The 13180-nt window shown below is 50.1% G+C and carries 8 protein-coding genes; 3 read left to right on the top strand and 5 right to left on the bottom strand.

Annotated features, from left to right (window positions below):
* Positions 1-16: 16 nt before the first annotated feature.
* The 5 genes from araA to B153_RS0121925 all read right to left on the bottom strand — a co-directional run bounded on the left by araA (position 17) and on the right by B153_RS0121925 (position 6653).
* Positions 17-1513, bottom strand: a complete 1497-nt coding sequence (gene araA / locus B153_RS0121945; protein WP_020598898.1) for an L-arabinose isomerase — start codon at positions 1511-1513, stop codon at positions 17-19.
* A gap of 102 nt (positions 1514-1615) precedes the next feature.
* A complete protein-coding gene (locus B153_RS0121940; protein ID WP_020598897.1) occupies positions 1616-3250 on the bottom strand; it encodes a ribulokinase in 1635 nt (544 codons plus the stop codon).
* 137 nt (positions 3251-3387) lie between these two features.
* Complete coding sequence (locus B153_RS0121935; protein WP_020598896.1) at positions 3388-4089, bottom strand: NUDIX hydrolase; 702 nt, start codon at positions 4087-4089, stop codon at positions 3388-3390.
* Between the two features lie 297 nt (positions 4090-4386).
* Complete coding sequence (locus B153_RS0121930; protein ID WP_020598895.1) at positions 4387-5733, bottom strand: pectate lyase family protein; 1347 nt, start codon at positions 5731-5733, stop codon at positions 4387-4389.
* Between the two features lie 497 nt (positions 5734-6230).
* The gene (locus tag B153_RS0121925; protein WP_020598894.1) at positions 6231-6653 is read right to left on the bottom strand and encodes an OsmC family protein; all 423 of its coding nucleotides are present in this window, start codon (positions 6651-6653) and stop codon (positions 6231-6233) included.
* A 696-nt stretch (positions 6654-7349) separates the two neighbouring features.
* Here B153_RS0121925 and B153_RS0121920 point away from each other — a divergent pair.
* From B153_RS0121920 to B153_RS0121910, 3 genes are all read left to right on the top strand, one after another.
* Positions 7350-7685, top strand: a complete 336-nt coding sequence (locus tag B153_RS0121920; RefSeq protein WP_020598893.1) for a PadR family transcriptional regulator — start codon at positions 7350-7352, stop codon at positions 7683-7685.
* Between the two features lie 88 nt (positions 7686-7773).
* Positions 7774-10431: an ABC transporter permease gene (locus B153_RS0121915; RefSeq protein ID WP_020598892.1), complete on the top strand. Its 2658-nt coding sequence runs from the start codon at positions 7774-7776 to the stop codon at positions 10429-10431.
* 83 nt (positions 10432-10514) lie between these two features.
* Entirely contained in the window at positions 10515-13124 is a 2610-nt protein-coding gene (locus B153_RS0121910; RefSeq protein WP_020598891.1) for an ABC transporter permease, read from the top strand.
* Positions 13125-13180 lie beyond the last annotated feature (56 nt).

The raw sequence follows: 13180 nt of genomic DNA, 5'->3' as shown, positions 1-13180 counted from the left end.
TTCACTCTTTCGCTCTTTAAAATTGTCGATAGACGGCTTCGCTCCAGCGAAGTTCGTTTTTGAGTTGTCGCAGGTTGGTATTGCGGTCGATGACAACCAGTTCGACACCAAACATGTCGGCAAAATCGTCGATGTGTTCGGTGGTCAGGTTTTGGCTGTAGACGGTGTGGTGCGCTCCACCGGCCAGAATCCAGGCGGCACAACCCGTTTGCATGTCGGGCATGGGCTTCCAGATGGCGCGGGCAACGGGCAGTTTGGGCAAAGCTTCGGGTACTTCGACCGCTTCGACTTCGTTGACCAGCAGCCGGAACCGATTGCCCATGTCGATGAGTGACACGTTGATGGCGGGGCCAGCGGGCGCGTTGAATACCAGACGAACCGGGTCGGCTTTACCCCCAATGCCCAAGGGATGAATTTCGCAGGTAGGTTTTCCGGCGGCAATCGAAGGGCAGATTTCGAGCATGTGCGAACCGAGAACCAACGGGTTTGACGGGTCGAAATGGTAGGTGTAATCTTCCATGAACGAGTTCCCACCGGGCAATCCGGCCGCCATCACTTTCAGCGTTCGTACCATAGCCGAGGTTTTCCAGTCGCCTTCGCCCCCAAACCCGTAGCCATCGGCCATCAGGCGCTGAGAGGCAATACCCGGCAGTTGGGTCATGCCATGCAGGTCTTCAAATGTATCGGTATAGGCCGAGAAATTGCCGTCTTTCAGGAATGCCCGAAGCCCCAGTTCAATTTTAGCTGCGTCGCGCAATGAGCTATGTTGTGAACCACCTTTCAACAGCGACTCCATCAATGTGTAGCTATCGGCGTATTCAGTTACGAGCCGGTCAACTTCGGCATCCGAGATTTGATTGATAACCGCTACCAGATCGCCAATGCCGTGTGTATTGACCGACATGCCAAAGGTCATTTCGGCGGCTACTTTATCGCCATCCGTTACGGCTACCTGACGCATGTTGTCGCCAAAACGAACGACTTTCATGGTTTTTAGCTCGTAAGCGGCTACGGCTACGCGCGTCCAGGCCGCAATTTTGTCGATTACCGCCTGATCCTGCCAGAACCCAACCACTACCTTCCGGTTCAACCGCATTCTTGACATAATGAATCCAAATTCGCGGTCGCCGTGAGCCGACTGGTTAAGGTTCATAAAGTCCATGTCGATGCTGCCCCAGGGAATATCCCGGTTGAATTGCGTATGCAGGTGAAGCATCGGTTTTTTCAGGACCGTCAGCCCCCGAATCCACATTTTGGCGGGCGAAAACGTGTGCATCCAACTAATAATGCCAACACAGTTAGGCGCTACATTGGCTTCCTGGCAGATGGCGTAAATTTCGTCGGGCGTTTTCACGACGGGTTTAAAGATCACCCGCACCGGAATGGGCGATGCCTGATTCAGAAAGTCGGCAATGATCTGCGAGTGCTCGTCAACCTGTTTGAGGGTTTCTTCTCCGTAAAGGTGCTGGCTACCCGTAATGAACCAGACTTCAAATTGCTTTAAATTCAGCATTGTATTAGTAGTTAAAATGTCACCGCGAGGGCACGAAGAACAGGAGAATATAGGAGCATCTGGTTCTCTGCGACCTAGCGCCCTGGCGATGAAAATCTGTTTTTACCGACCTTCGATAAACGCACCGAGTTTGAGGTATTTCTGATACAGTTTTTCGTAAACTGGAACGAGTTGCGGGCGTGGCTGATATTCAGCATCGAAGCCGGAGCCCATCGCGTGTTGGGCCGCTTCCATTGTCGGATGAACACCAGCAGCTACAGCCGCACACATAGCGGCCCCTAAGGCACAAGCCTGATCGGCACTGGCTACCTGAATCGGTTTGTTGAGTACATCGGCCAGCGTTTGCATCACGAAAGGCGATTTTTTAGCTACTCCACCAATGGCGATGACTTTCCGGATGGGTACTCCTTCCTGAATAAATCGCTCAACAATACTTCGGGAGCCAAAGGCCGTGGCTTCGACTAGAGATTTGAATACCTTGGCGGCATCGGTGCCCAGATTCAGACCCGATAGGGCGGCTTTCAACGTATGGTTGGCGTCGGGTGTCCGGCGTCCGTTGATCCAGTCCAGCGCCACTACGTCCGATTCGGTGACGGGCAGTTTGGCCGCTTGTTCAGACAGATGCGGAATCAGTTTACGGCCCAGCATATCAGCGGCTTCATCGCCCAGTAATTCACGCACTGGTGTTGTAATTAAGCGGGCAAACCAGGCATACACATCCCCAAAGGCCGACTGGCCCGCTTCCAGACCGAGCATTCCCGGCGCTACCGACCCATCGACCTGCCCGCAAATACCCCGGATGAGCCGATGGCCGATCTCTTCATTGGGTGCCATGAGAATATCGCAGGTAGAGGTGCCAATAATGCGGACAAAGGCATACGGCTCAATCTCGGCTCCAATGGCTCCCATATGGGCGTCGAACGCGCCCACGCCAATGACTACATCGGTCGATAAGCCCAGTTTCTCCGCCCATTCGGCAGAGAGTGTACCCATCGACTGATCGGCGGTGTAGGTGTCGGTGAAAAGTCGATCACGGAGGCCACTCAGCAGGGGATCGAGTTTGGTCAGGAACTCGTCGGAGGGGAGGCCATGAAATTCGCTGTGCCAGAGCGCTTTGTGGCCGGCTGCGCAGCGTGACCGCTTTAGGGTGAGTGGATTGGTGTTGCCCGTCAGAACAGCCGACATCCAGTCACAATGTTCGATCCACGAAAAGGCGTGTTGCCGGACGGCTTCATCGACCCGAAGGGTTCGTAATAGCTTGGCCCAGAACCATTCGGACGAATAAATACCACCGACGTATTTGGTATAGTCAATATCCCAATGGTGAGCCAGGTCGTTGATTTCGTCGGCTTCGGCATTGGCGGTATGATCTTTCCAGAGAATAAACATCCCGTTGGGATTCTCGGCAAAGTCGGGGCGCAAGGCCAGGGGAAGCCCCGTTTCATCTACTGCGCAGGGCGTTGACCCCGTGGTATCAATTGAAATACCAACAACTTGCTGCCGAACATCGGCAGGGGCCTGGGCCAGGGCTTCGTTGATCGTGATTTCCAGTCCTTCAAGATAGTCGAGCGGATGCTGGCGGAACTGGGAAGTGGCGGGGTCACAGTAGAGCCCCTGTTTCCAGCGCGTGTATTCATGAACGTGGGTGCCAACGGCCTGCCCCGAGTGCGCGTTAACCACTAACGCCCGTACGGAATCGCTACCAAAATCGACTCCGATAACGTATTGATTCGTCATAAAGAAAATAGCTGTATATACCGAAAAAGAGGACCTCTTTTTGAATCGTGTATATGTGACACAATATTAGAACGCCTTTGTGTTATTTCCATGAAAAATAGAAATTATTTTTCCGTTACGTTCTGACGGGATGAACTTTACGATAAAGTCAATTCCGGGAAAAAGCTAACGTAATCGGTCAGGTATTGCTGATACTTCTCGGTATTTAAGCGAAACAATTGCCCTTTTTTGGTTGCAGAGGTTGTATCTTTCTCTCCGGTAGCTACTAATAAATCCGTTGATAGAATTTTCCGGCTGAAGTTTCGGCGGTCGAGCTGGCGGTTATAGATGGCTTCGTACAGTTTCTGAAGCTGTGGAATCGTAAACTTTTCGGGCAGTAGCTCAAAGCCGATGGCGTGTAAAGCGGCTTTATACCGAAGCTGACGGAGTGCCTGTTCCACCATCTTATCATGGTCGAAAATCAATTTCGGCTTTACATTCAGGCCGATCCATGAGGCATTATGCGCCCGGATAGCGGCCACGTCCTGATCCTGAATGGTTACCAGAGCGTAATACACGACCGATATGGTTCGCTCTACGGGATCGCGGTTAACGGCCCCAAAGGTCTGTAATTGTTCAAGATAATTGTTGGTTAGCCCGGTAAGCGTATACAGAATCCGATTGGCGGCTACTTCGAGGTCTTCGCCTTCGTTCAGGAACCCTCCCATGAGTGACCATTTACCCTGTTCTGGCTCGAAATTGCGTTTAATCAGCAGCAATTTAATCTCTTCCCCATCGAAGCCGAAGATGATACAGTCCAGGGCAACCAGGATGCGATTTGGGTGGGTATAGTGAATCATGGGCGGTTAATGGTCAGGCAATCCTGGATTAAAAGCGCCAGTGGGCTGACGCTTACTCAATCAGGTGAAAGGTAATCGGCCGCGAAACTAAGCAAAATAGGTTTTCAGGAAAAGTGGCCCTCAGCCGCAAGAGGACCACTTTAGTCCGCTCTGCCGGGCTCCCAATGATCGCTGCCCGCCAGAAGGCTATCCGGTTTGTAGGCGGCTGCTTCCTCGGCCGATAGTTGCCTCTGTAAAGCTCATGCCTAGAAGCAGAACTAGGGTCCAGCGCGGTATAAGTGATTGCCTGGTTGACGGTTAGGGAACGAGTAGGTTAAGATACACTTCGATATTGGTATACTGATCGCTTAGCTTAAACTGGCTGGCATCGGCTGGATCTTTGGGGTTCAGCCCCGTAGCTGCCTCCCAGCTATCGGGCATACCATCGGCGTCGGTATCGACGGGAGGGAGGGTAGACGTTAAGATAGGCCAGCCACCCACATCGGTTTGAGAGTCGATGATTCCTTTTTTGTCTTTACCGGCTGAAGCTGTTCCCTTACGCACATCGGCAACGATCCGGGTGTCTACAGCGTCGCGGTGCAAACTGGCCCCTGCTTTGGCCAACACCTGTTCATACGCCTGCCGGGCGCTTTGTTCGGCAATACTTTCGACCAGGAATGGTTGGGGTGCGATGGCTGAATCAGGCTGGTCGCATTGTACGCCCCCAGCGAGGTTGTTTAAGCTAAGTGCCTCATCGCCAGCTACGATATTGCCCGTTACGTAAAATTTGCCGTAGGGCTTCGAGGGATTGATAATTCGATTGCGGAGTTTATCGGGTGTGGCCGGACCAGGCTTATAATAGTTATTGACCAGGTTATGATTACCGCGTTCGCCACCATAAGCACTGTTGATCCCCCAGTTGTAAATCACGTTGTTGCGAAAATCGACAATCTCCCGCGATGGCTGATTATGGTACCGGGCACCGCAAAAACGGGGGTTTCGGCTGTGCTGATGAGCGAGCAGATTGTGATGAAACGAAGCGCCTAACCCACCCCAGATTCCGCCGTAGCCATGCTCACCTTTCTCATGCACTGAATGGTTCAGGCTTTCGGATAGGATGCACCACTGCATCGTAAAATTTTCATTGTCGTAAAAGGAGGCACATTCGTCAGTGGCCCAACTCATGGAACAGTGATCAATTATAATCTTTTTTTGCCGAAGTCCCGTTAGGGCGTCGTCCTGTTGGCGAGCTTCGTCGCCCAGCCGGAAGCGCATATAGCGAATGATCACGTTATTGGCTTCGATGCTCAGGTTATAATTTTTCAGACAGATGCCGTCGCCCGGTGCCGATTGTCCTGCAAGGGTCAGATTGCCCTGTCGAATGAGCAATTTGGATTGGAGCGCGATGGTACCCGATACGGCAAAGACAATGATGCGTGGCCCTCGGGTTTCGATGGCTTCACGCAGGCTACCGGGCCCGCTGTCGTTCAGATTGCGAACAATCAGCACCTTACCTCCTCGTCCGCCCGTTGTATAGCGTCCGAATCCTTCTGCTCCCGGAAAGGCAAGTGCTTTGGAAAACGACGTTTGTGCCCAGGTACTGGATGGGGTGGAGAACAAGAACAGAAACCAGAGGCACAGGCTAAAGAGATAAGGTCGGGTCATGATTTGATGAACGTTGGGCCATATAGGTTGAATAACGTGCGTGAGCTACGGGTTGATACGCGCGTGTCGACGGAGATGGTAGGAAATTGTCTTTTTACCTGGCCTCAGGATGGATCGCTAAAAATGTTGTCGGTATGAAAACTAGGTTGAATTCCCCAAAGACAGCGTTAAAATTGAAGGTAAACAGGTTGTGAGAAAGTAATACGAGTGCTTTTTTTATACAATCGTTGCCGGGAACGTTCTCAAAACGAATTTTTTGCCAGAATATGGAAATACTTGGTGAAGAACACGTGCATTCACGAACTAAAATACCTCCCCAAAAAGAGTAGATGAACCGCCGGAAGCCAGGTTTTGCGCCGGGGAGTAAGTATCCTGTGGGCATGGTCAAAGTGCGTTAACAGCAAAAAAGCGGAAATTTCAGCCTGATTAAAAACGGAACTTCCCGAAAGATCAAAGCTTTCGGGAAGTTAAGAATACACGGATGATTGGCGACGAACTTAGGCCAATGATGCATCAACCGTAATTTTGGTATTGAATAGTTTAGAAATCGGGCAATTCTTCTCGGCATCGTCAATAGCCGCCTGAAACTTCTCACTGTCGATGCCGGGCACACTGGCTTTTACAACCAGGTGGGATTCGGTGATACCGCCAACTGCCGGATCAAGCGTTATGGTGCATTGGGTATCAATGGAATCGGCCGTGAAGCCGGCTTCCTGAAGATTAAAGGCTAACTTCATGGAGAAGCAGCTTGCGTGAGCAGCGGCCACCAATTCTTCAGGATTTGTACCTACACCATCGGCAAAGCGCGTGTTGAATGAATATTGAGTTTGGTTGAGTACAGTGCTGGCGGTTGATACCGTGCCTTTGCCTTCTTTGCCTGAGCCTTCCCAGTGTGCAGAAGCATTCCGTTTAATGGGCATACTGACTTGATGTTAAGTGGTTAATAAAACACGTATTGAGCCGTTGTTTGAGCGGCCTTTCAGTAAGACAAAATTAGAACGACTTTGTTTGATGCCATACTTCTGATAAAAATGTAAAGAATAATTAAATGTAAGGCACGTTTTTAGCAATAAGGCTAATGAGCAATGCGGCCAGATGTAAACGAATTGTCATCAAATTATTAATAATATTGGATTTTTCTTGTATAGATTTGATTAATAGCTATATTGGCGCAGTGATTGCCTGACTATTACTAAACTCTGTACAAAACCTTACGAATACACGCTACAAACAGCGCCGATGCCAGAAAGAAGAAATTGGGATCGGAAAGAACTTGAACCGGCTAACCCCCCTCCCAATGGGAAGGGAGACGCCGTAGTTCAGATTAGGTTGGTTTGGAAAGCATAGCAGAGGTTCTGCTATGCTTTTTTGTTAAAGGCCCTGGAAGGCTTCTTCTTACTCATGTATCAACATAAATTATTCCATTTTAATCCGCTTTTTAACCCCAGCCTGTCCATAAGCGTACAATAGCTGTCCAAAAACGGACAATCAATCTTCATGGTTTACGAATAAAAAGCCCATTTCGAACAGATGAGGGCTTTTTTTTTATTTGGTCCAGCATTTGACATACAGAAATAGATGAAATAGGACTCTGTCGGGAGATTAACCATTACGATATGCGACGAAGTGATTTAGGCGAGTTCGAAGAGGTAGTGCTGCTGGCAGTAGCCGCCCTGTCGCCGGGAGCCTACTCCGTGCTAATTGCGGAAGAACTTGAACGTGAAACGGGCAACTCGGTCAGTACAGGTGCCGTTCATGCGGCCCTACAACGGCTGGAGCAAAAAGGCTACTTACGTTCAGAACTGGGTGAGGCAACCGCCGAACGGGGGGGACGACGTAAACGGCTGTTCACCGTTACAGCCCTCGGCGGACGGGTGCTGAGCGAGGTACGTGCGGTTCGAAATCGCCTATGGGACCGCATTATTCCAAATATTCGATTGGAATGGAGTTAGAATAAAAAGCATGGGGTATGGGGTTAGGGACATAGGATAATAGTGCCCGCAACCCGCCCTTGACCTTATGCCCCAACCCCCTTGCTCTATGCCAAACACACCACCCCAACCCGTCGGCCCGCGCTTTGCCGACCGGCTGCTGACCTGGTTCTGCGCTCCGCACTTGCGGGAGGAGGTACTGGGCGATTTGCATGAACGGTACGCCATCCGAGCAAAGCGGGTAGGGGAGGCTCGCGCCCGACAACGCTACTGGCTGGATGTGGTAGCCTATATACGACCTGAATTTATTAAACGACAACCTCAACCCTATTCAAATCCAAAAATTACTGATATGCTACGGAACTATGTCAAAATTGCCTGGCGGAATTTGATGCTGAATAAAGCATTTACTGCCATCAATATGCTGGGGCTAGCCATTGGACTGACTAGTTTTATGCTCATTGCCGTGTTCGTATTCAACGAACTGAGTTACGATCAATACCCCACCAAGGCTAAAAACATCTACCGGGTTCAACTTTCCGTGGCTGGCAATGGCGATGTGGCCGTTTATCCGAACGTCGATGTGGCGGTGGGCGAGGGCATTCAACGGACGTTTCCTGAAGTGAAAGCGTCGACACGGTTTAGGCCCGTCAGCGATTATATTCAGTATAAAGCCAATCAGTTTAAGGAAGCGCACCTGGCTTTTGCTGATTCTAATTTCCTGCAACTGTTTTCAATTCCTTTCATCAAAGGCAATGCGGCTACAGCACTAATAGCACCCAACAGCATTGTGATATCTAAGGAGTTTGCCCGGAAATATTTTGGGGATGAAGACCCAATCGGCAAAGCGCTGGCGGTGGGTACGCAACGGTCAGCGTTTACCGTAACGGGCATTATCGATAAAGTACCCGACAATTCGCACTTTCATACCGATGCGTTTTTAAGTTTATCGACCCATCATATAGAGCATCCGACCTGGAGCAACGTCGGTACGTATACCTATCTGGAATTAGCCGACAAAGCCGATCCGAAAAAACTGGAAGCGAAATTTCCGCAACTGGTGGCAAAGTATGTGGTGCCGGAAGTGCAGCGCGATATGGGGGTTAGTCTGGCCGAAGCCCAGAAGTCGGTCGAAACATTTCGTTTTTCATTGCAGCCGCTCACCGACATCCATTTGTACTCGAACACTAAGTATGAACTGGAACCGAATGGCGACATTAAGTACGTCTATATCTTCTCGGCCTTAGCTCTGTTTATTCTGTTACTGGCTTGTATCAACTTCACCAATTTATCGACAGCCCAGGCCGCAAAACGATCCCGGGAAGTAGGCATTCGGAAGGTGATGGGGTCAATAAAAAAACAGATCGTATTCCAGTTTCTGACGGAATCGGTTTTGCTGACTCTTCTGGCGATGGTCTGTGCCTACGGTCTGCTATTCCTGCTCTTGCCCTACTTCAATCAGGTGGCCAACAAACAGATCAGCTATTCCTTTTTCCTGAACTACCAGGCTATTCTAACCCTCTTTCTGGTGAGCCTCTTATCGGGTATGTTGGCGGGGGCTTACCCGGCTTTTTTCCTGTCGTCGTTCAGCATCATCAGGACCTTGAAAGGGGCGTTTTTTGGGAAAAGCTCACAGAAGAAATCCCTGCACAGTGGGTTGATTGTGTTCCAGTTTTCTATTTCGACCATCCTGCTGATTGCCACCATCGTGGTGTATAAGCAGCTACAGTATATGCAGACTAAAAAGCTGGGTTACGATAAAGATCAGGTGATCGCCCTGCCCGATACCCGTTTACTGGGCGACAAACAACTCGCCTTTAAAGAGCAACTGGCGCAGAACGCGCACGTCGTTGCAGCCAGCCTGTCGAGATATACACCCGGAGGAATCATGATGGATGGGACGCAGATTTATCCAAAAAATGAAACCGGGAACGGAGCCGAGATTCACACCAATATTTTTCACATCGATTATGATTACCTGCGCACGTTAGGGATACAGGTGGTGCAAGGCCGCAATTTCTCCCGCGACTTTCCGACTGATTCCATTTCGGGGGTGCTCATCAACGAATCCGCCGTTCATGAGCTAGGCTGGAAAGGCACCAACCCGATCGGTCGGTCTATCGTTCGATCCGGCAATCACGAATTTAAAGTTATTGGTGTGGTTAAAGATTTCAACTACGTGTCGGTCAAGCAGAAAGTGGCCCCCCTCATGCTGTTGATGGGCCGAAATGCGGGCGGTATCGTGCTGAAAATCAAAACGACGGATGTGGCTGGTTTTCTGGATGATCTGAAGCAGCAATGGGAATCCTTCAACCCCAATGGGCCACTGGAATATCATTTTCTGGATGATCAGTTCGCCACCTTCTACGCTAGTGAGCAGCGCACCCAGCAGTTGTTTTCGGCTTTTGCGCTGCTGGCTGTTATCATCGCCAGTCTTGGATTGTTTGCCCTGTCGGCGTTTGTGATCGAGCAGCGTACCAAAGAAATCGGCATCCGGAAAGTAATGGGGGCGTCGGTGCCGGGTATTGTGCAATTGCTGGTCAAAGATTTTGTCCAACTGGTGCTGATTTCGGTTGTGATTGCCTCACCGATTGCCTGGTATGCCATGCATCACTGGTTGCAGGATTTTGCCTATCGCATCGAGGTCGAGTGGTGGATGTTTGCCCTTTCGGGTCTGTTTGCTCTCACCATTGCCTTGCTGACGGTCAGTTTTCAGAGCATCAAAGCCGCGTTGGTGAACCCCATAAAATCATTACGATCCGAATAAGTAGCATAGGGCATGGGAGGAAGGGCGTAGGGTAATAGTACCTACAGCCCGCCCCTAACCCTATGCCCCAACCCCCTAACCCTATGCCAAACAACCCTCCGCCCCTCGCCGACCGGCTGCTGACCTGGTTCTGCGCTCCGCATTTGCGGGAAGAGGTGCTGGGCGATTTACATGAGCGCTACATACTGAGGGTGCAGCAACGGGGGGAAGTTCGTGCCCGACGACACTACTGGCTGGACGTGCTGGCCTATATACGACCTGAATTTATTCGACGACAACCCCAAGAGTACCCTAAACCAACAAATACGACTATGCTACGGAATTACTTGAAAATCGCCTGGCGAAACCTGATCCGAGAAAAGGGCTATGCATCGCTCAACATGGCCGGACTGGCGGTGGGTATGGCAGCTTCTACGCTTATTTTTCTCTGGATTCAAAGCGAGCTTACCTTCGATCGCTTTTACAGCAAAACAGATCGACTGTTTCAGGTGTACAATCAGGATGTGTTTGGCGGGAATCCAGCCGTTTGGGGAACGACGCCCTTGCCGTTAGCCCCCACCTTAAAACAAAATTACCCCGATGTAGAAGAGGCTATCCGGTATCGCCCCACCACCCTGCTGCTGACCGCCGACGATAGGAAGCTCAATGTGGATGGTGCTTATGCCGACCCCACCTTTCTGAATATATTTGATTTCGCTCTCCTTTCGGGTAATCGGGAAAAGGTACTCGCTGGGGCCAATGGAATCGTCATCACAAAGTCCTTAGCCGAAAAGCTGTTTGGAACCAGTGATGCCGTTGGCAAAACCCTTCAGATTGACCATAAGGATAGCTTTTCTGTATCGGGGGTTCTGGATGATCTGCCGGACAATACCCAGTTTAACAAGCTATCCTTTCTGCTTCCCTGGACCTATTTTGTGCCACCGGGCTGGGACTCCGATGGGTGGGGTTCGAACAATAATTATACGTATGTTCTGCTGAAAGAGAAAGTGAATTCGATCGCCGTTAATGAGAAGATCAAACACGTTACGGCAGAAAAGCTTAAAGGCGTGATTGATGATGTATCGCACCGACAGATTTTCCTGCATCCAGCCAGTAAATGGCATTTGTATTCTAGAGAAGAGAATGGCCAACTGGTTGATGGAAAGATCGTCAATGTACGCTTATTTGGCCTTGTTGCGGGTTTAATTCTGCTGGTTGCGGCTGTCAACTTTATTAATTTAACGACTGCCCGAAGCGAAAAACGGGCTAAAGAAGTCGGCATCCGCAAAGTGGTAGGTGCTCAGAAACAGTCATTAGTTTTTCAATTTATCAGCGAATCGTTACTGCTTGCTTTTTTGGCGGGATTGCTGGCTTTGCTCATCGTAGTCCTGTTTATTCCGACGTTCAACGACCTGATCGATAAGCAACTGTCTTTAGCATTGGGGTCGATTGGTTTCTGGCTGGCTGCTCTGGCGTTCGTTCTGTTTACGGGCTTGCTGGCGGGTAGTTATCCGGCTTTTGTTCTGGCTAATTTTCAGCCGGGCAAGGTGATGAAGGGTGTGCGGCATTCAGTAAATTCGGTTTTCTCGTTACGAAAAGGCTTGGTCATTGCCCAGTTTAGCTTTGCTATTGTGCTGATTATAGGGACGTTGGTTATTAAAGACCAAATCCAATACGCACAAAGTCGGGACAATGGCTATGACCAAAACAACCTCCTGTTTATCTACATGCGAGGAGATTTGGCAAATCACTATGGTTCATTTCAGCAGGAGCTGATTCAGGCTGGCGCGGCTGTATCGGTGGGTAAATCAATCGGTTCGATTACGAATCTTAACTCCCGACAATGGGGGCTTTCGTGGCCGGGCAGTACGAAAGCTGACAAAGATGTGGAGTTTGATCGATTTGGGGCTGATAAAGATTTCCTTAAAACCACTGGTACCAAATTGATTGCAGGACGGGATATCGACGTTCAGAACTATCCAACAGATTCAACGGCTGTTTTGCTGAACGAAACGGCCGTAAAAACCATGCATCTGGAAAACCCGATCGGAACGACTATCCACTTCGATTCGCACGATTGGCATGTTGTTGGGATTGTGAAGGATTTCATCTTTGCCTCACCGTACGATCCGATTAACCCCGTCGTTGTTCATGGACCTGCTGGTTCACTACCGCTTTCCTGGGTTAGTGTTCGGCTGAATCCTGCCAATACCACTGCCCAAAATCTGGCGATGGCTGAAACACTCGCCAAGAAATATAATCCGGGCTACCCATTCGAATACATCTTTGCCGATGAGTCGTACAAGGCGAAGTTTGCCGACGAACAGCGGACGGGTTCACTGATCAGTCTGTTTATGGGCTTAACCATTATCATCGCCTGCCTGGGGCTATTTGGACTAGCGGCTTACACCGCTCAGCAACGTACGAAAGAAATTGGTGTCCGTAAAGTACTGGGAGCCACGGTAACCAGCATCGTGGGGCTTCTTACCAAAGAATTCATTCAGTTAATCGGAATGGCATTTGTCATTGGAGCCCCCATCGGCTGGTATCTCATGGAGAAGTGGCTACAGGACTATAGCTATCGAATAGGGATTGGTGGGGGTATATTTCTGGTAACCCTGGCATCGGCCATTCTAATTGTAACCCTAACCGTCAGTTTTCAGGCCATCAAAGCCGCGTTGATGAATCCCGTAAAATCGTTGCGATCCGAGTAGCTTAGGGCATAGGGGTAAGGGCATAGGGTGAAAGTAGCCGCCCCCCGTCCCTAACC

Source organism: Spirosoma panaciterrae DSM 21099, from assembly GCF_000374025.1.
Lineage (GTDB): Bacteria > Bacteroidota > Bacteroidia > Cytophagales > Spirosomataceae > Spirosoma > Spirosoma panaciterrae.
Note: the sequence above shows the minus strand (reverse complement) of the source record. Positions and strands in the feature narration are given on the sequence as shown.